The organism is Bacillus sp. FSL M8-0077 (assembly GCF_038050255.1).
Taxonomy (GTDB): Bacteria; Bacillota; Bacilli; order Bacillales; family Bacillaceae; genus Bacillus; species Bacillus altitudinis.
In genome coordinates this window covers 1,221,484-1,239,329 of record NZ_JBBPAF010000001.1, presented here as the reverse complement: position 1 = coordinate 1,239,329, position 17,846 = coordinate 1,221,484, and the positions used below count along the sequence as shown (strand labels likewise).

The following is a 17,846-nucleotide window of genomic DNA, read 5'->3' as shown; positions in this document are numbered from 1 at the left end:
ATTCACCACGCATATCACATCTATTTTAAAGCGGCTAACTCTTCTTTATCATTTGCCCATAGAAAATTAGACTCTATTAAATGATCATCAAAAAAATTAGTACCCTTTAAGATATCTTTAAATTTCTCTCCTTTTTCTGAATAGACAACATTATAAAACAACATTAATAATTCCATTGAAGAAAGCTGTGCTCTTAGTATACCTCTATATTTCTTTTTTTCTAGTTCATTTTCTTTCGAATTATTGCTAAATTGTTCATCGTGTATAAACTTCATAATTCGATAAAGATTCCTATAATAATGTCCTATTTCCTCCTCCATTTCTTTATACATTTTTTCATAAGCCTTTCTTTTAAGGGAAAACCAAGGGTTCAGTAAAGTTTGCTCTCTAGTTTTATTTAGTAGAAAAATTGACCAATCATCTTTTAAATCATTGTAAATTTCCTCTAACTTAAAAGCATGTCTTGAATATGCTGATATAGAAAGGTTTTTATGCCTTTCTTTAAAAAATAAACGTATTTGGTGATCATTTGCATACTTTTCTATTAGGCTGTTTATATCTCTTTTAAGTTTTATATCTAGTTCTTTCTTAAAATTTTCGTCTTTGCATACAGCATCCAAAGAGCTTCTTTGCATATTTTTTATAAGTTCATCATCCCAAGTTATTGTATTATGGACATCATTTCTAAGCATTTTTTCAAACTCTTCTAAAAAAAGATTATGACTTTTGTCAAACCAAAACATCGATTCTAAAAAATCAAAAAGTCTATCCGGATCAACCTTTCTTAGTGAGTGTAGTTTTCCTTCCCAATGCTTGCTTACTGCAAATTTATATTCTGGATAAAGGTTTTCATACATTACACTTATATGTTTACGACCTCCTTCTAAATCTTTCAGTAAGTTATGATGTAGATTAATCATATTAAAAAAAGTACTCTCGAATTGTTGTTTAGTTAATGTCCTGTTTGTAAGCTCAAACTCTTCTCTCGTTTTAGCTAGTTCTTCTCTCTGCATTTTAAGTTCCTCTTGTTGCATACCCAATTGCTTCTTTTGCATCGAAATACTGGAAATAACAAACAACATACTTGCTAATGTTAATAAGCCAACAGTTGTTCCACCAAAAAAATCTCCTATTGGACCTAAATTATTAAAATCTATTACAATTGAATCCCTAAATAATAATAAAAAGGTAGGGGCTAATATTGCTAGTCCAATCACACTCCATCCAAAAAATGTCCATTTGTTTTCTTTAAATTTAAACGATTCTTTCATTAAATTATCTCCCATCATCCAAAAATCCTATAAATCGTAACATGTAATCCATAATATAACAATGTTCACATTATTTTATATCCATAATCATACTGTACCCTTATAGGTAAGCCGTCTTTTGAATGAATACTAGTCTTCCCGTAATCAGGAATATCTGATAAGTAGGCTTTGTGGTTAACTCCGTCTAGGATGAGTAGTTTTACTTTGCCAAACTCAATATGCTCTTCAATTTTCTTTGTAGTTAGAATTTCAATAGGTAAGTTCATGCACAAGGCCTCCCATGTTATAATGAATTGTGCAGATTCAATAGAACTGGGGCCTTGTGCTTCGGTTCTTTTTATTTGGCCTGAATAGCTTGCAAATCACGTACACACATCCTAAAGAAGTGTTCGTCCCTTAAATCTAAAGACAGGTCAATCAAAGCCTTCAGATCCTCTTCAGTAAGCGCCTCATCCAAATTTTCAGCCCAAGACTTTGGAACAACCAAGGTATTACCACTAAGGAACCTTACTAAAATGTCATCTTCAGATACTTTAAGTACATAACCTGCTTTGTTAAGTGGTTCTCTTTTGCCTTTCCTTGATGCTTTGATCCAGTCTCCTTCTAAGAATTTGTTTTTCATCTGATAATCCTCCATCCTTTCCTGATCCGACTAAGCAATTCATATTTTTTAAGTGGTTCATAGAGGTGAACACGTTGTCCATCCTCTTTGCGATAAGCAAGAACCACCGTTTTGAGCGTTCGCGTGCCATCTTAGGCAGCACCGTCTTCCTCTTCTTTTTGTTCATTCCCGCCATAATCGTCTTTCACACTTTGAGAGGATTCTAAATCATCATCTTTTTGCATCGGTTCAGCTTCGTTGGCTTGATCCTCTTTCCAATCCCACCATTTTTCAGCGAGTGGAGCCACTGCAGCTCGGTAATCATTGATTAGATCAACGATAGCACCGGATGACATCTCAAGCTCTGAAGCCAATTTGCGGTATGATTCACCCTCAATGCGCCGTTTCACAATGTCAGCCATATTCTCTGGGAAACCTTCTTGCTCTGGTGCCATACCTTCTTGGATGAATCGATCCACTACTTCACGTTTAATTTCCATAGGCTTTTCTTCAATTTGTGGTTTTTCTGCTGGTAAGCCCAATTCAGCCTCTAACTGTTCCGGCTCAGGCTCAGCAATGTGAACCACGCCGCTTTGATCTACTTGATAATTTACAATAGGCCGCTCAGTGTGAGCATTGATTTGAACGTTATAGCGGACAACATCGCTCTCAATTTCAACACGCACATCGTTATCAATCATTTCAGCAAGGTTTTGAATACTGTTTCCTAGATCCTTCGTTGAGATTTCAAGGACCAATTCTGTAACACCTTTAGGCTTATGATTTACTTTCTTGACTGCTCCATCAAAATTTACAAAAGACATATTTGTTCCTCCTCATGGGTTGGTGTGAGAGTTGAGACTTCGACTTCAATTCTCGGTGAACTGCTATAGAATTTGCTTACATGTAGATCGACTATCTGGCTATCATCCTGCCAAATGACTTTATTCAGGCCATCTTTTATCCCTTTAATGTAGTTATCAACATCCGGCTTCTTAGCTGGTCTCAGCTCGCCTCTTTCAGCTTCTGCGGCCTTTTTCTTGCTGAAGCTTTTTAGTAGGGATTTGTAAACTTTAACCCTCAATTCAAGCGGACCTGTAAGGAGTTGCTCGGGACGATGGTCACTTGCTGCCAACTTCACGTATTGCTTAAAGTCCCGTGACTTCTTGGGATCGTATAATCTCGTCATTCCATTCATATGAGTAGCTCTTGGACGCCCTTGTGCAACTGGCTCTCCGTAGACGGTGAATGCTATCTTCATTCAGGTGCCTCCATCCTGGCGTTATATGTTAACACCCTACTGCCACGTTGACTCTTGAGAGAAATGACAAGCATTTCAAGTTCATAGAGTGATAAATTTTCAGGGTTCTTGTCCAAACTAGCTAAATACCCAATACGAGTTAATTCGTTTAAAAGGTACTCACGACGCTGTTTGCTATTAATATTTGACATGTTCATCCTCCGTATCATAAAGCGGCTTCCATTTGCCGCGATAAGTTTACAAACCTTCCGTACTCTTTCATAAAAGCAGCATTTATTGTTCCCACTTCACCATTTCGTTGTTTAGCAAAAATGATTTCGACTATATTTTTCTGCTCACTATCTTTGTTGTAATAATCATCACGATAGAGGAACGTAACGATATCAGCGTCTTGTTCAATGCTTCCTGAATCACGCAAATCAGACATCATTGGACGTTTATCTTGCCGCTGTTCAACTCCACGTGAGAGCTGTGATAGCAAAATGATTGGGACATTAAAGCTTCTCGCCATATTCTTCAGCTCTTTGGTGATGGCACCAACCTCATAGTTTTTGCTCTCAAACTTACCGATCGGGGTAATGAGCTGAAGATAATCAATGATCACTAAATGATCTTGATCAGGGTGATCCTTTTTTGTTTTACGGATCTGGGACCGTATATCTGCAACTGTTTGAGTGGGTTGGTCATGAATGTAGATATCTAATTTTTCGTATTCACCCATAGCTTTGTTGGCTCTATCATAATCTTGATCGCTAAAGTACTTTTTTGGATTCCTCCACTTGGTGCCTTCAATTCTCCCAAGACTGCTTAACATTCGATGAGTTAACTGTGTATCTGACATTTCAAGCGAAAAAATATCTGTTACTCCACCCTTTAGTGCGTTATTACAACCTAGGTTAAGAGCAAAAGCAGTCTTTCCCATCGATGGACGAGCAGCCACAATAATCAAATCGCTTTTTTGCCAACCACCTGTCATGGCGTTCAAGTCCGCAAGACCGGTGTCGACTCCTGTAAGATCCCCTTGATCTTCTTCCATGCTCATGAATATCTCCGTCAGAACATCCATTTTCGTCCGAGTAGCTTTAACTCCAACTTCTTGCACTTCAATGGTCTTTTGATAAAGCTCAGTAATCCCCTCATCGCATGGAGCATTGGCAAAAGCTAAAGCAGCACTTTGTAAATCTCTGAGTCTAAAAGCCTCGTAAATTAATGTTTCATAGGTCTCGAAAGCATGTTTTGAGGGAACAGTACTTGCAAGATTGGTTAAGTATTCAAAGCCTCCAATTGAATTTAAAAGGTCTCCAATAGATGCAGCGATATTGGCCAATTCAACAGGCTTACCTAGCTTGTCCACTTCCCTCATCGCTTCGAAAATCCTCTTATGCCGTTCTTCAGCAAAATGTCTGGGCTCTAGTGCCGTTTCCTTAATCAGATCACCCTCAAGGATGATACAACCTAATAAAAACTGTTCAGCCTCTACGTTTCGCAAATTTTGCATTTTGTTCCCACACTTTCTGTTTCGCTAAGAATTCATTTTGCTCTGGTTGTTTGATTTTGATCTCTGCGATAGCAGGTGGGAATCTCTTTTCAGCAATGTGCTGGTCAATCTTTTTCAAAACCTGTTCATAGGGTTGATCCTTTAGGTGATCAAGCCAAAGTTTAATTCTTTCTTTTCCGATCGCGTCTGTAGTGAGTTCAAACCTTGGATAGGCAGCTGCAATCCTTGTTAGGATAGACATTGCTTGCTCTTGATCCATGTTCATCAACCTCCTCCAAATTTAATCCCATTTTCTTTTGCGTATTGAGCTAGTGCGTCTAAATTACTTTGCCTATGCTGCTTTGGTTTAAATTCAGAAACATTGTTTTTAAGAGGCTGAGGTTGGTGCTGCTGTGCATGCCAACGATCAAGAATCGCTGATTCCAGGTATGCAAATGATTTAATACTGTCTGCTCTATGCTTTGGTTGATATAGATCAAATACCTCGTCGATCCACACCAATATGTTTTCAAGTGGGATTCGCTCCTTGAGAATCCTTTCAATGGCAGCTGAATCTTTTGGTGTTAACATCAACCCACCTTTTCGTGATAAGTACTTTTCTTCGATCTGCTGGAAAGGGGTTAAATCATTTTCTACTGAGGCTCTCTTTTCTTCTTCCTCTTCTTCTTTAATTCTTAAATTCTTTAATTCTTGATATAGTTCCGACTTCGTACCGCTTTCGTTCCGTCTTCGTTCTGCGATAGGTTCTTCTTCCGTTCTGGGTTCTGTTTCGTGATCACTTGAAAACTCTTGGTACAACTCGTATTTCACAATGGTGAATAGTGTTCCTAGTTCCGTTTCGCTAACAGTGATGATATTGTTCGTAACAAGTTTCTTAATTGAACGCATAATTGTACTTTTAGACAGCTTTTTTAGCCCTCTTCCTTCCTTATAAGCGAGGTCCTCACATAGTTTTGAGTACGATCTTATGTACTGGCCCTTATTTAATACAACTCCATTCATTTTGAAGCCATCTTGATGACTTGCTCTCATAACTAATAAAGTGAACAGTCTAAAAGTAGTCACGTCATTCCATAATTCGTGTTCTAATATTTTTCGGTGTAGCTTTACCCATCCAGTAGACAAATAACTTCCTCCTCTCCATCAACGTCAAATTAAGACCTTTTAACCTCACATAGAGCGTACATTCCACTGATCCTAATAAAAGTAAGACCTGGTTCATTTCTTTGGATATAACCCTTTACATACGCTCTAAATAACGCAGCTTGATTACGATTTGATTTAGATAAAGACAGGTACACAAACGGAATAGGAACTTTAATGATTAGCTTCTCCCTCATTAGCTGTTTACCAGTTCAGAAAAATGGATGATGCGGTTTAGACGATTTGTAGAACGACAATACTTACACTTTTCACACCTTCTCGGTCTTTCTCCGCCATGCTTAACCTGAACGATCCGCTCCATGTTTTTTTCTATATCTTCTAACTCAATTTCCATCCTTGACTCATCAATATTGATAACTGCTTTATCTGGTGGATCTTCTTTTGATATGGCCACAATCAAAGGCTCTAACCAATCACTACGTCCTGCTTCCTGTCTTTCTATTTCCGCATAGAGGGCCATTTGAGCAATATATCCATAGGCTTCTACAAATGAACAATAGCCAAGCTCTTGATCCCATATCCTTTCCCTAAGAGAGCGAGTCGTTTTAAGATCAGCAAAGCGCCCACCTGCAGGGTTGTACACATCGAGTTTTCCTTTCCAGGGCATTCCGAACAATTCACCTGTGATAATTACTTCTTTATCTCCTTGAAGAACAAACATGCACAAGTCGTCATTCTGTATAGCTTCAATCATGAGATCAGCCAATTGATATTGTTTATAAAGCTGGCCCTTTTGTGTAAATAGAGCAGGTGTGTTCATCTTAAATTCATCAAAGGCCTGATCTCCTTCAAGCCAGGCATGAACATATTGTCCAAATAGAAGAGCCTCAGAGGACGGCGGCTGCCATTCTCCGTGGAGTTTTGCCATTGTAGCCGCCTCACACTCTAAGAAACTCTTATATTGAGAATTTGACATATAAACTTGGTCTATCTCGTTAGAGTAATAATTCTCCTTGTTGATTGTCGGGATCATCATTTGCTGGCTCACCAGCCTTTGCATCACTCTCTTTTTGCTCCTGCTGCTTTAGAAACTCTTCTTCGATTTTGGATTTTGTGGCATTAGTAGCACCTGAAGTTTTGACGTTGAAATAGTCCTCTTTCTTTGCCATTCCATCACGAAGTGAAGTATAGATGCGTCCTATTTTGAGGTAATCCTGCTCAGTAAATGCATCCAATTTGCTACCGACATATTCCTCGACCATTTCCTTCGTAACACCAAAATCAGCTTTAAATGTTGTTAATGCCTTCCTTAAGCGGTCTTCTAAAGGCTCTTTATGACCACTAATTAGCGTTCTTTGACACATATCAACTGCGGCATCAACAATGTCTCCTGGTATCACTCCAAGAATGCACGCACGAACTCGACGTGCACCTTGGTTTGCAACCAGTTCATAGATATCTCTTGGATCGTTGAGCTTTGTAATGGTTCCTTTTGCTTTTCGTTCATGCTTTACCGTAAATATTTTGGTCTGACGAGTATTGGTTTCAAGATCCCATGCATAAGCCATAACAGAAGATTCTCCTGCTTTTTGTTCAAGTTCCATGATTCCGTAATCAATGTTCCCCCAATTCTGTGCCAGAGCTTCAGCCAGACGAATAGAAGGACCTGATACCTTTGTGCCACCTCGTGGATATTCATAGACAGCATTCTCAGCTAATAGCCTACGCTCACATGCTTTCTTAATTCGTTCAAAGGCAGCATAAACGTCTCTTGGAAACTTCTTTGCTATGACCATAGCTGCTTGTACTTCTTGTGCCTGCCGACTAACCATAGCTTCTGTTGTTACTGAAGTTCCTGCTGATGGCTGTGAAGCCGCCATATAGTTTGAGTAATCAACATTTGACAATCCATTCATATAAGAAACCCCCATTGAATTTAGGTGCCAACCTGCTTATAATAGTGGTTGACACCATTTTCTGTGTCTGGTTATTTAGATGAGTTCACTTGTGGGAGTGGACTCTTTTATTTTGCTGTTTTAAACTCAAAATCAAGCTCCTCTGCAAGATATCGTTCTAGATTTTCTCTCAAGATCAGTTCACCCGAATTTTTATCCTCAACATAGTCATCTTCTAGCAAAATTTCTGACCCATAAAAATCAATTCCAAAGTGTTCTTCTTGCCTCACCATATCTTTTGGATAGCCATATCTATTAATCTCTGTGATAATCGGATGCTCAATATTCATCTTCTTCCCTCCTCTTCTGTTTGGTGTAAGCATCAAGAAATCTCTAATTTTGAGCGGATCGCATCAGCCTTTAGTTGTTGAAATTTCTCAAAGGCTTGTTTATCAGGAAATTGGAACATTGGCTTACCTTTGTTAGTCATCACAATTGATCCATTCACTTGTGATAGATAGAACTGATCAGACTGTCTCTCACTGAAAGGTTTAATAACTGGTTTAGTTCTCAAGACTTCTTTCCTCCCTAACACATTATTTGATGCTTATTCGCATCGTCCGACCGCGGATGGAGCATGATTTGAGGGGGTAGGTGCGCACTGTCCCATCCGCAAGCCGGACGACAAGTATAAGCCTTGTCGTGATCTCTAAATAACGCTATAATGAGATCGATCATTTTGTTATTCATGGTTTGAAATGATTTAAGCAGTAAGTGTCGGAGCTTGCTGCTTTTTTCTGTTTTTTATTCCCGTTCTGATCTGTAATTCCAGAGCGGCTAATAAAATGAGCCCTTCCTCTGTATGACGCATCTGACATTGTTTCACGATATCTTTCGCCTTCATTAAGCGACTTGCTGTGAACAAATACTTCATCTAGATCAATCCTCTCAATCTATTTTTTAGTGATTTTGGATATTTGATTTTTGTAATCCTCGCAGCCTGTTTTAATAAATGAACCTTAGCTTGGCTTTCGTAACGCTGAATTTGGTTTAATGATTTCGCAATATCTTTGTGAGCTGCTAACGCCGTATCTATATCCGCACTCTCTAATGCCTTCATTAATCTTTTTTGTAGTTGTTCAATACAAATCATTTCAGCTGTTATCCCTTCATGATCAATGCTCTTGAAAATCGCTTTTCTCATCTTCATCCTCCAAACAAAGCCATGATGGCTGTAATTTGCTGAGTGACCGCAAGTGGATCGACACCACATAAGGTTGCGATCATGGCTTCTTTTGCATTTGTCGCCTCCATCCACCGTACATATGTAGGAACATCAAGCATCTTTTGATCATTCTCAAATTTTGATATGCAGCTCCTTGAGCGACTTAACAATTCAGCCAACTTCTCTTGGGACATCCCAGCTCTTTTCCTTGCTTGTCGGAGCACTACCCCCAACCTCAACTTCCTCACCCCCTTATTGTTCCTATATAGAACATGTTGCGAATTGGAACAGAAAAACCTAAAAATCAGCTGTATTCTAAGGTGGTAAATTATTAATCATTCAACTGGCTGAAAATTGGATTCCATTTGTGCTAATTGCCATTCTTCAAGAACTTCTCTTTTAAAGAAAATTCTTTTTCTTACTCGGAAGAACGGTATTTGTCTTTCACGAACCATTGTGTAAACAGTGTCGTGATGTACCCCAAGAAAATCAGCTGTTTCATGAACAGTCATAGTTGATTTTGTTGGCATATCTTATCTCTCCTAGTCATTTAATTATATTTCTATTTTAGAAATTCATTTCCGGAAGAAATCCCTTATGTCACAGTCTAATTCTTTAGCCAATATCGGGAGATGGTTTGCTTTAAAGGCATATTCTCCTGTCTCATATTTCATATATGTTGAGGCATTTTTGAATCCTAGAGCCTTGGCCATTTGTTGCAAATTAATTTGTTTAACATGACGTCTCGATTTGACAAATTTTAAATCTAACATATTTCCCTCCTCTCGATTTCTGTTTTAGAAATCCTGTTGTTGATTTAATAATACATTTCTAAAAAAGAAATTTCAACTGTTTTATTTCTAATTTAGCAATTTATTTTTTTCTACATTGGAAAAATGTTAAGATTTATATTGCTAATATAGAAAGTTGGTGATTAAAGATGCTGGCTGTAGGCGAAAGAATAATTAAATTGAGAGAACAAAAACAGTGGAACCAAAAAGAGTTGGCTCAAAAAATCAATATGAATGTCAGTGTAATGAACAGAATAGAAAAAGGAACTCGTCCTTTAACTGATATTGAAATTGTGAAAATTGCTGAGGTTTTTGGGGTATCCACAGATTATTTGCTAACCGGGAAAGATTATAGGTTTGAAGCAGAACAACTTCTGAGATCAGGCAACGCGTCTACTGCTGCAAGTGATGGAAATTCTGATATAGAAAAGAGAATTGAAAGAATTGAAAGAGCACTAAGACTTCAGGAAGGTCGTAAACCAGGGGATAAGCAGAATGACTTCTATGGTGACTAAATAAAAGAATTCAATTACTTTCATACATGTATTTCATGAAAGGGGCGCATATTTTGAAAAAGACTTTTTTTTATGTACTTATTTTCTTAATAGCAACGTCTTTAACAGCGTGTAATTCACAGAATACAAAAGTAAATGAATCAAATGAAAAAAGCGATAAACAGGAATCTAATGAGGGTTCATCTGCTAAGAAGAAAACTAAAAAAGAAGCTGATGGAACACGAACTGCTCCTATACCTTTAAAAAAACCAATATATTTCGACGATTACATTAGTGCATCGGATAATGAATATACTGCTGAATTAAAGATGAATGTAGAAGAGGTTATTCGAGGAGATAAAGCATTTAATGTTTTATATAAGAGGAATAGCACAGTTTCTCAACCTAAAAAGGGTTTTGAATGGGCACTTGTTAAGGTCAAAGTGAAGATGACAAATTCTGAAACAGATGATGAACCTATACTATTCAGTCCAATTCTTAACTTTGACTTTTTTAGTAGTGATGGTTCTCCTTATTCTGAGGAAATTGGTACTGTTGTGCCAAAAGAATTTGAAGGCGAAGTATATAACGGTGGTTCACTTGAAGGTTATATAGTGAATCAAGTAAAAAAAGACGATGATTTTTTAATAGCTTATAAAAGTATATCTACTTCAGGTAAACTATTCTTTAAAACTAAATAAACAATGCCCATATTGGGCTTTTATTTTTACACCAAAACAGAACATATGTTTCTAACTCATCTAAGAGCATTCTCTTTTAGAAAGGGGCTTATTAACATTGAGATATATAAATAGTCATTTAGAAGATTGGATTGAGTCATTCCTTAATAATATTGGCATAACTGAACCTTCACAATTAGATAAACACAAAATAGCTAATGATCTAGACATTTGGATATTTTATGTTAATGACACAAGTCATTATGTAGAAATTAACAACCTGTACACTATTTTTCTAAATAAAAAACTATCTAAAGAGAAACAATGGCAGGATTTCGCTCATGAACTTTGCCATATAGTTAGACAATCTAGCAAGTTCACTAATTTTCATTTGACTAAAACTTTATGGAATATCTATCAAGAAAGACAAGCGAATTATTTTGCTTATCATTTTTGTATCCCAACATTCATGTTAATTGATTTGGATTTACCCAAAAGACCTGAACTCGCTGTCTTGAAAGTTTCTAATATTTTTAACGTTACTCCTGAATTTGCAAATCACCGTTTAAATCTTTATTATCAAAAAACTTTTTCTCAGACAAGGGGTGTTTTATATGGCTAGCATTGAAAAAAGAGGAAACAATTCTTTTAGATTAATTGTTGAAGCTGGTCACGATATAAACGGAAAAAGAAAGAAAAAAACTAAAACCATTCGCATAGAAGATACTAAACTATTAAAGACGAAAAGAAGGTTGCAAGAGTATCTCTCAGACCAGCTCTATCAATTTAAAATCGAAGTTTCTTCTGAAGAATACATAGAACCTGAAAAATTAACATTTGAATCTTTTATCGCTAAGTGGAAAGAGAAGAAGCTTTATCAAAAGAGCGGAAAACCATACTCTCTCACTACTTCCGATGTATATTGGAGACATTTAAAAAATCACATTCTCCCTGTCTTTGGCAATAAAAAAATGGAACAAATAAAAAGCCTTCATATTGTAGATTTTTTAGACAGTTTAAAAAAAGATGGCGCACGAAAAGATGGGAAACCTGGAGGTTTAAGCGGAGCCACTATACAGGACATTTTTAAAATTTTACAAGTTGTTTTTAAAACTGCAACTGAAGAATGGAAGATCATTAAGGTTGATCCTATGAAAGGACTTCCTCAACCAGAACATGAAAAGCAAGAAATGAACTATTTTGAATCTGACGAAGCTGCTGAATGTATAAAAATTTTGTATAAAGAAGTTGATATTAAATGGAGACTTTATTTTTTAGCTGCTATGATCGGCGGTCTAAGACGCGGTGAAGGTCTTGCACTTGAATGGCATTTAGATGTTGATTGGGATCTCGGAGGTTTTCATATTAATCGTTCAATTTCAAAGACAGTTGATGGCAAACCCTATGTTAAAGAACCTAAAACAAGAAGTTCTAAACGTTTTGTAAAGATGCCTAACTGGTATATGGATGAATTAAAGCAGTACCATATCATGTGGAAAAAAGAAAAACTATTAGTTGGTGACTTATGGGAAGGTGATGATCACCAATATTTATTTCATAATGGTTTTGGTGAGCCTTACTATTACACAACCCCTACTTCCAAATGGTCAAAAATCAAAAACAAACACAAATTAAAAAACATTCGACTACATGATTTAAGACATACAATGGTCGCTCTCCTTATAGAGGCAGGTGAGAGCATTAATGCTATTCAGAAAAGAGCCGGACATGCCAGTGCTAAAACAACCTCAGATATTTATGGTCATGTCACAAACAAATTAGAATTTAACACTGCAGAACACTTTAATCATTTTGATCCTAAAAATATTGAGAAACAATCTGGCGGATAAAGTTCGTCCCCAATTCGTCCCCAATCAAAAGAAACAGAACAAATATTCGTTGTCAAAAAAACAAAAAACCCTTGCTAGGCAAGGGTTTAAACGATGATTCCGACTGGGCTCGAACCAGCGACCTCTACCCTGTCAAGGTAGCGCTCTCCCAGCTGAGCTACGGAATCGGGTTATGTATCAGTTCTGGGCTTTCTGTTACTGACAGTCTCTATTATATAACCATCATCGTCAATCGTCAATGGTTTTGTTCAAAAAAGGCAAAAAGCCGGTATCTGCACCGGCTTTTCACTAACTTTTATGATTGGTTCACAAGGACGGGCTTTAGTTGATCTAGTGCTTGTTTGAAGTCCCTTTTGAGGTCTTCTCCGTTTTCTACGCCCACACTTAATCGAAGTAAACCATCGGTGATGCCTCTTTTTTCTCTTTCTTCTTTTGGCATAGCGGCATGTGACATTTTGGCCGGATAGGAAAGAATGGATTCGACTGCTCCGAGGCTGACGGCGAATACAGGTAATGTAACGCCATCGACCAATTCTTTGACAGCCGCTTGGTTTTCTAATTCAAATGAAAGAACAGCACCTGCACCGCTCGCCTGCTTCCGCTGAATGTCTGCCCCTGGGTGATCATCTAATCCTGGGTAATATACTTTTTTGACCGCAGGATGTTCTTTGAGGAATGAAGCCAGATCCAATGCGGTTTGACTGGCTTTTTCTAATCTGACTTGAAGGGTCTTTAATCCTCTAAGCACAAGCCAGCAATCCTGTACGCCAAGTACCGCCCCGAAGGAGTTTTGCAGCGAATAAAGTTCGTCTCCTAGCTTCTCATCTTTCACCACGGCTAAGCCTGACAGTACATCACTGTGGCCGCTTAAAAATTTCGTTGCGCTGTGCAGCACAACGTCTACACCGAGGTCCAGCGGACGCTGAAGCGCAGGCGTTAAAAACGTATTATCTAAGAAAGTCAGACAGTCATGCTCTTTCGCAATCTGTACGACACCTTCAATATCCGTAATACCAAGTGTAGGGTTTGACGGTGTTTCCATGTAAATGACTTTTGTATTTGATTGAATGCCTTGTTTCACTTCATTCAAATTGGTCATGTCCACAAAGGTATGCTCAATCCCAAATCTTGAAAGAACTTGGGTGATCATTCGGAAAGTCCCGCCGTACACATCTCTTGTGACAAGGACGTGATCTCCTTTTGACAATAGAAGAAAAGCGGTTGAAATGGCTGCCATACCTGACGCAAAAGCAAGCCCTCTCGTTCCTCCTTCTAGCGCTGCAATGGTATCCTCTAATGCCTGACGTGTAGGGGTGCCTGATCTGGAGTAGTCATATTGACCAAAGTCATCGAAGCTGCTTTGGTGAAACGTCGATGCATGTTGAATCGGTACACTGACTGCACCTGTTGAGCGGTCTGTTTTAAACGCATTATGAACAAGTTGTGTTTCGAGTGTCCAATCATGTGTGGTCATTTCGTGTGTACCTCCTCTTTCACATTTGATAGTGCCTGTTTTAAGTCTGCTTTTAGGTCCTCCACATGCTCAATCCCAACAGAGAAACGGAGCAGCTTATTACACACACCGTTTGCGATGCGAATCTCTTCTGGAATATCCATGTGCGTTTGCGTTGCAGGATACGTAATGAAGCTTTCGACTCCGCCAAGGCTTTCAGCAAAACAAATGGTGTTCAGCTTCTTTAAAAATGGATTGACCCAGTCCTCTTTGGCTACTCGGAATGACAGCATGCCTCCCTTTCCTGGGTAAAGCACATCTTGAATTTCCGGCTGCTGCTTTAGAAAGTCAGCTAATTCCTTCGCATTTGCCTCGTGCTGGCGCATTCTCAGCGCCAATGTTTTCATTCCTCTCATTAAAAGCCATGAGTCAAATGGAGATAAAACCGCTCCGATGGCGTTTTGATGCTGGAACATGTCTTCTGATAGCTGCTCTCCTTTTGTGACGACAAGTCCGGCAAGAACATCGTTATGTCCGCCTAAATATTTGGTAGCACTATGAATGACAATGTCCGCTCCGAGTGTAATCGGTTTTTGCAAGACAGGCGTATAAAAGGTGTTATCCACAATGACCAATGCACCGTGTTCTTTTGCGATTTTCGCAACCTTTTGAATATCCGCTTCCTGCATGAGTGGGTTTGTTGGCGTTTCAATAAAGACGGCTTTTGTATTTGGCGTCATTTTAGAGCGTAAACAGTCTTCATCTGAAAAATCATCATAAACAAAGCGCAGTCCGTACTTTTTCCATTCGTTTTCAAATAGACGGTATGTACCACCATATAAATCTGATGAAACAATGAGTTCATCCCCGCTCTCAAACAGCGCCATGATCGTTTGGATGGCAGCCATTCCCGAACTGAAGGCAAAACCGGCCGTTCCTTCTTCGAGTGAAGCAATCGCATCTTCTACAAGCTGCCTTGTTGGGTTTTTCGTCCGAATATAATCAAATCCTGTTGATTCCCCAATGCCTCTATGTCTGTAAGCTGTTGAAAGATAAACGGGAGGACTGACAGTACCAGTCGTCTCTTCGCTGCGGTTTCCAATTTGCGCTAACTTCGTTTCCACATGTTCTGTCATTTGACACCATCCTAAGTAAAAATCTAATTTCAAAACAGAAAACCCCTTCTTCATAAGAAGAAGGGGTTTAATCGCTTCCTCTTATCTTCCAAGCAAAAAAGCTGCTTGCTGGATTTAGCACCTTGGTACATCACATGAAGTGATGCATACCGGTTGCTGAGGTTTCAAAGGGCCAGTCCCTCCACCTCTCACGATAAGAATGTGTTGTCTGTCTGTTCTAATTCTTAATACTGTAACGCATTAAACCTCATTTTTCAAGGGAAAATGTAACGATTAATTAAAATTTTCTGTATTTTGCACTAGATTGTATGTCAGCCGATTTGATTGCATGTTAGCATATAGGAACAACGCTGTTTTTCGTGTTACAATGAATGGAAACGTTTCACTTATGATGAATTTGGTTAGCTGGAGGAATGGATTATGGTGAAGAAAACAGGCATCATTCAAGAAGAAACCTTACAGTCAAAAGAACTTGGGGCAGATATGACCATTTTGATTTATTTGCCAGTCAATTACTCCCCCCTTTATACATATCATGTCATCATTGCACAAGATGGTCATGATTATTTCCGCTTAGGTAAAATAGGCAGACAAGCGGAAGAATTAATGCAAAACAAAGAAATGGAACGCTCGATTATCATTGGTGTCCCATATGAAAATGTCACCGAAAGGCGAAATACGTATCATCCAGACGGACCAAAGTTCGAGGCGTATAAACGCTTTTTGGCAAATGAACTAGTTCCCTATATTGATGCACACTATCCAACGTATCAAGTTGGATCAGGTCGAACATTTATTGGTGATTCATTAGGTGCTACGATCTCACTTATGACAGCCATTGATTATCCTTCGTTATTTGGCGGACTGATTTTGCAGTCTCCTTACGTTGATGAGTCGGTCTTGCAAGAAGTCGAACAGTCATCATCCCTTGCTCATTATGCCATTATCCATCAAATCGGGTTAGAAGAAACTGCTGTGAAAACGACAGATGGGCAAGTGCTAGACTTTATTCAGCCGAACGAAGAATTAAAGATTCTTTTGGAGAAATCCGGTGCGGATTATTTATTTGAGACATTCGAAGGCGATCATAAATGGACGTTTTGGCAGCCACTCATTTCACCTTCGTTAAAAAGAATGCTCCCATATTCGTTAATCAACTGAATTTTGTTATAATAAAAAATAATAAATACTTTCTTAATCAGGAGGGAACATGATGAAATACGGAGTTGTTATATTTCCATCAAAAAAATTGCAAGACATTGCGAACTCTTATCGGAAACGTTATGATCCGAACTATGCTCTCATACCGCCTCATTTAACATTAAGAACACCTTTTGAATTAACGGATCTAGAAGCAGCTGAGGTCGTCTCCACCTTGCGAGAGTACGCAAAAAATGCTTCTCCTATTACGTTACGTATTAAAAAATTCAGTTCATTCGCTCCTGTAAACAACGTCATTTATATGAAAGTAGAACCGAACGAAGAATTAATGGCTCTCAATGAAAAGTTGTACACTGATCCGCTTGCTGGTACACCTGAATATGCATTTGTCCCGCATGTGACAGTGGCTCAAAAATTATCAGACGATGAGCATTCAGACGTTCTAGGCACATTAAAGCTGAGAAAAATTGACCACGAGGAAACGGTTGACCGCTTCCACCTTTTATATCAATTAGAGAACGGTTCTTGGACCGTTTATGAAACATTTATCTTAGGAGAAGAGGGTTAAAGACATTTGAATACAGTCATCGTAAAAGAACAAACACAACGAGAAGATGCTTATTATGTTCGAAAAGAAGTTTTCGTAAAAGAACAAGAAGTCCCGTTAGAGATCGAAATTGATGAACTTGAGGACGAAGCCATTCACTTTGTCATTTATAATGATGACAACAAACCACAAGCTGCTGCTAGACTGCGCATAATTGAAGGTCATAAGGCAAAGCTTGAACGAATTTGTGTATTAAAAGAGGCGCGCTCTTTCGGCCTTGGCCACCAGCTTTTAGAAGCACTTGAGTCTGAAGCGATGGCAAACGGGGCGAAAGAAGCTGTCATGCATGCACAAGTCCAAGCTCTTCCCTTCTACGAAAAGAAAGGCTACAAAGCCGTTTCAGAACCGTTTGAAGAAGCAGGGATTACACATGTCAAAATGACAAAAACACTATCCCTTTAACGAAAATAAAAAGCCAGGGCATCATGGATGCTCTGGCTTTCTATTGATTCCATCTCGTTCGCTCAGGAAGAAAGCGCAGTCATTTAGACGTAAGTATTGATATGAACGCCCTTGCCTTCTTCCATAAACATATCTCGTACAAAACGTTCCCGCTTTTTTTGCTGTACTTTCGTTTCCGCTTCTGTCACTAAGTCCTCTTTTTTCTCCAGCTCTCTGTATACCTTGTCATGAAAGGTGCGGGTGACCTTCGTCACTTTCGCATAGTCTTCTTTATCCTGAGGAGCAGGACGATTGATATATTGAAAATACAGATCCGGCTGAATCGGGGCTATATATCCCATCAAGAACGCCTCCTTTGCTTCTCTTCTACTCTACTATTCCCTAATTATGACTGTTTGAAACACGCCTCATTTGATA

The 17,846-nt window shown here is 38.5% G+C and carries 28 protein-coding genes, 1 tRNA gene and 1 riboswitch; of the genes, 7 read left to right on the top strand and 22 right to left on the bottom strand.

From position 1 onward, the window contains the following. Window positions 1–20 precede the first annotated feature (20 nt). From NST57_RS06275 to NST57_RS06190, 18 genes are all read right to left on the bottom strand, one after another. A complete protein-coding gene (locus tag NST57_RS06275; protein WP_341298259.1) occupies window positions 21–1,286 on the bottom strand; it encodes a putative phage abortive infection protein in 1,266 nt (421 codons plus the stop codon). A 50-nt stretch (window positions 1,287–1,336) separates the two neighbouring features. Further along, a complete protein-coding gene (locus tag NST57_RS06270; protein WP_335365777.1) occupies window positions 1,337–1,537 on the bottom strand; it encodes an XtrA/YqaO family protein in 201 nt (66 codons plus the stop codon). A gap of 71 nt (window positions 1,538–1,608) precedes the next feature. Beyond that, window positions 1,609–1,893, bottom strand: a complete 285-nt coding sequence (locus NST57_RS06265) for a hypothetical protein (protein ID WP_341298258.1) — start codon at window positions 1,891–1,893, stop codon at window positions 1,609–1,611. A 131-nt stretch (window positions 1,894–2,024) separates the two neighbouring features. Then, entirely contained in the window at window positions 2,025–2,696 is a 672-nt protein-coding gene (locus tag NST57_RS06260; protein WP_341298257.1) for a hypothetical protein, read from the bottom strand. After that, window positions 2,684–3,133, bottom strand: a complete 450-nt coding sequence (locus NST57_RS06255) for a RusA family crossover junction endodeoxyribonuclease (protein ID WP_341298256.1) — start codon at window positions 3,131–3,133, stop codon at window positions 2,684–2,686. Before NST57_RS06255 ends, NST57_RS06260 begins: the two co-directional genes overlap by 13 nt. Next, window positions 3,130–3,324 carry a hypothetical protein gene (locus tag NST57_RS06250; protein ID WP_341298255.1) on the bottom strand — a complete coding sequence of 65 codons (195 nt, stop codon included), beginning with the start codon at window positions 3,322–3,324 and terminating at the stop codon, window positions 3,130–3,132. Before NST57_RS06250 ends, NST57_RS06255 begins: the two co-directional genes overlap by 4 nt. A gap of 14 nt (window positions 3,325–3,338) precedes the next feature. Further along, a complete protein-coding gene (dnaB, locus tag NST57_RS06245) occupies window positions 3,339–4,631 on the bottom strand; it encodes a replicative DNA helicase (RefSeq protein ID WP_341298254.1) in 1,293 nt (430 codons plus the stop codon). Next, window positions 4,603–4,890, bottom strand: coding sequence for a replicative helicase loader/inhibitor (locus NST57_RS06240; protein WP_119124884.1), 288 nt, complete (start codon window positions 4,888–4,890; stop codon window positions 4,603–4,605). Before NST57_RS06240 ends, dnaB begins: the two co-directional genes overlap by 29 nt. A 5-nt stretch (window positions 4,891–4,895) precedes the next feature. Continuing rightward, on the bottom strand, window positions 4,896–5,756 hold the full coding sequence (locus NST57_RS06235; RefSeq protein WP_341298253.1) for a hypothetical protein: 861 nt from the start codon (window positions 5,754–5,756) through the stop codon (window positions 4,896–4,898). 214 nt (window positions 5,757–5,970) lie between these two features. Next, entirely contained in the window at window positions 5,971–6,771 is an 801-nt protein-coding gene (locus NST57_RS06230) for a PD-(D/E)XK nuclease-like domain-containing protein (RefSeq protein ID WP_341299190.1), read from the bottom strand. Beyond that, a complete protein-coding gene (locus NST57_RS06225) occupies window positions 6,731–7,651 on the bottom strand; it encodes a hypothetical protein (RefSeq protein ID WP_321999392.1) in 921 nt (306 codons plus the stop codon). The genes NST57_RS06230 and NST57_RS06225 overlap by 41 nt, the downstream gene beginning before the upstream one ends. 107 nt (window positions 7,652–7,758) lie before the next feature. Then, complete coding sequence (locus NST57_RS06220) at window positions 7,759–7,980, bottom strand: YqaI family protein (RefSeq protein WP_025092875.1); 222 nt, start codon at window positions 7,978–7,980, stop codon at window positions 7,759–7,761. 32 nt (window positions 7,981–8,012) lie between these two features. Then, entirely contained in the window at window positions 8,013–8,204 is a 192-nt protein-coding gene (locus NST57_RS06215) for a hypothetical protein (protein ID WP_025092874.1), read from the bottom strand. 189 nt (window positions 8,205–8,393) lie between these two features. Then, a complete protein-coding gene (locus NST57_RS06210; protein WP_341298252.1) occupies window positions 8,394–8,564 on the bottom strand; it encodes a hypothetical protein in 171 nt (56 codons plus the stop codon). Then, window positions 8,565–8,834 (bottom strand): hypothetical protein, encoded by a 270-nt coding sequence (locus NST57_RS06205; RefSeq protein ID WP_101677360.1) that lies wholly within the window; start codon window positions 8,832–8,834, stop codon window positions 8,565–8,567. Window positions 8,835–8,836: 2 nt separating this feature from the next. Next, window positions 8,837–9,079, bottom strand: a complete 243-nt coding sequence (locus NST57_RS06200; protein WP_223251388.1) for a helix-turn-helix domain-containing protein — start codon at window positions 9,077–9,079, stop codon at window positions 8,837–8,839. 111 nt (window positions 9,080–9,190) lie between these two features. Next, the gene (locus NST57_RS06195; RefSeq protein WP_101677361.1) at window positions 9,191–9,385 is read right to left on the bottom strand and encodes a helix-turn-helix domain-containing protein; all 195 of its coding nucleotides are present in this window, start codon (window positions 9,383–9,385) and stop codon (window positions 9,191–9,193) included. Window positions 9,386–9,430: 45 nt separating this feature from the next. Continuing rightward, window positions 9,431–9,628 carry a helix-turn-helix domain-containing protein gene (locus NST57_RS06190; protein WP_046343209.1) on the bottom strand — a complete coding sequence of 66 codons (198 nt, stop codon included), beginning with the start codon at window positions 9,626–9,628 and terminating at the stop codon, window positions 9,431–9,433. A gap of 167 nt (window positions 9,629–9,795) precedes the next feature. On the opposite strand from NST57_RS06190, the gene NST57_RS06185 reads away from it, so the two are divergent. The 4 genes from NST57_RS06185 (at window position 9,796) to NST57_RS06170 (ending at window position 12,670) form a co-directional block, all read left to right on the top strand. Continuing rightward, complete coding sequence (locus NST57_RS06185; RefSeq protein WP_241218554.1) at window positions 9,796–10,161, top strand: helix-turn-helix domain-containing protein; 366 nt, start codon at window positions 9,796–9,798, stop codon at window positions 10,159–10,161. A 53-nt stretch (window positions 10,162–10,214) separates the two neighbouring features. Next, window positions 10,215–10,841, top strand: a complete 627-nt coding sequence (locus NST57_RS06180) for a DUF4352 domain-containing protein (protein WP_164512166.1) — start codon at window positions 10,215–10,217, stop codon at window positions 10,839–10,841. 97 nt (window positions 10,842–10,938) lie between these two features. Continuing rightward, window positions 10,939–11,442 (top strand): ImmA/IrrE family metallo-endopeptidase, encoded by a 504-nt coding sequence (locus NST57_RS06175; RefSeq protein ID WP_341298251.1) that lies wholly within the window; start codon window positions 10,939–10,941, stop codon window positions 11,440–11,442. Next, window positions 11,435–12,670, top strand: a complete 1,236-nt coding sequence (locus tag NST57_RS06170; RefSeq protein WP_341298250.1) for a tyrosine-type recombinase/integrase — start codon at window positions 11,435–11,437, stop codon at window positions 12,668–12,670. The genes NST57_RS06175 and NST57_RS06170 overlap by 8 nt, the downstream gene beginning before the upstream one ends. A 94-nt stretch (window positions 12,671–12,764) precedes the next feature. Here the strand turns inward: NST57_RS06170 and NST57_RS06165 are convergent. The 3 genes from NST57_RS06165 to NST57_RS06155 form a co-directional block, all read right to left on the bottom strand. Then, window positions 12,765–12,837: transfer RNA gene (locus NST57_RS06165), tRNA-Val, on the bottom strand. Between the two features lie 128 nt (window positions 12,838–12,965). Beyond that, window positions 12,966–14,144, bottom strand: coding sequence for a cystathionine beta-lyase (gene metC, locus NST57_RS06160; RefSeq protein WP_341298249.1), 1,179 nt, complete (start codon window positions 14,142–14,144; stop codon window positions 12,966–12,968). Beyond that, window positions 14,141–15,259: a methionine biosynthesis PLP-dependent protein gene (locus tag NST57_RS06155; protein WP_341298248.1), complete on the bottom strand. Its 1,119-nt coding sequence runs from the start codon at window positions 15,257–15,259 to the stop codon at window positions 14,141–14,143. Before NST57_RS06155 ends, metC begins: the two co-directional genes overlap by 4 nt. A gap of 78 nt (window positions 15,260–15,337) precedes the next feature. Continuing rightward, window positions 15,338–15,459, bottom strand: a riboswitch (SAM riboswitch). A gap of 220 nt (window positions 15,460–15,679) precedes the next feature. Here NST57_RS06155 and NST57_RS06150 point away from each other — a divergent pair. The 3 genes from NST57_RS06150 to NST57_RS06140 are packed head-to-tail and all read left to right on the top strand — an operon-like array spanning window position 15,680 to window position 17,429. Then, on the top strand, window positions 15,680–16,420 hold the full coding sequence (locus NST57_RS06150; RefSeq protein WP_142154796.1) for an alpha/beta hydrolase-fold protein: 741 nt from the start codon (window positions 15,680–15,682) through the stop codon (window positions 16,418–16,420). 52 nt (window positions 16,421–16,472) lie between these two features. Further along, window positions 16,473–16,988, top strand: coding sequence for a YjcG family protein (locus NST57_RS06145; protein WP_142154795.1), 516 nt, complete (start codon window positions 16,473–16,475; stop codon window positions 16,986–16,988). A gap of 6 nt (window positions 16,989–16,994) precedes the next feature. Beyond that, window positions 16,995–17,429: a GNAT family N-acetyltransferase gene (locus tag NST57_RS06140; RefSeq protein ID WP_142154794.1), complete on the top strand. Its 435-nt coding sequence runs from the start codon at window positions 16,995–16,997 to the stop codon at window positions 17,427–17,429. A gap of 83 nt (window positions 17,430–17,512) precedes the next feature. On the opposite strand, the gene NST57_RS06135 is transcribed toward NST57_RS06140, so the two are convergent. Further along, window positions 17,513–17,770, bottom strand: coding sequence for a hypothetical protein (locus NST57_RS06135; RefSeq protein ID WP_008348414.1), 258 nt, complete (start codon window positions 17,768–17,770; stop codon window positions 17,513–17,515). Between the last annotated feature and the right edge of the window lie 76 nt (window positions 17,771–17,846).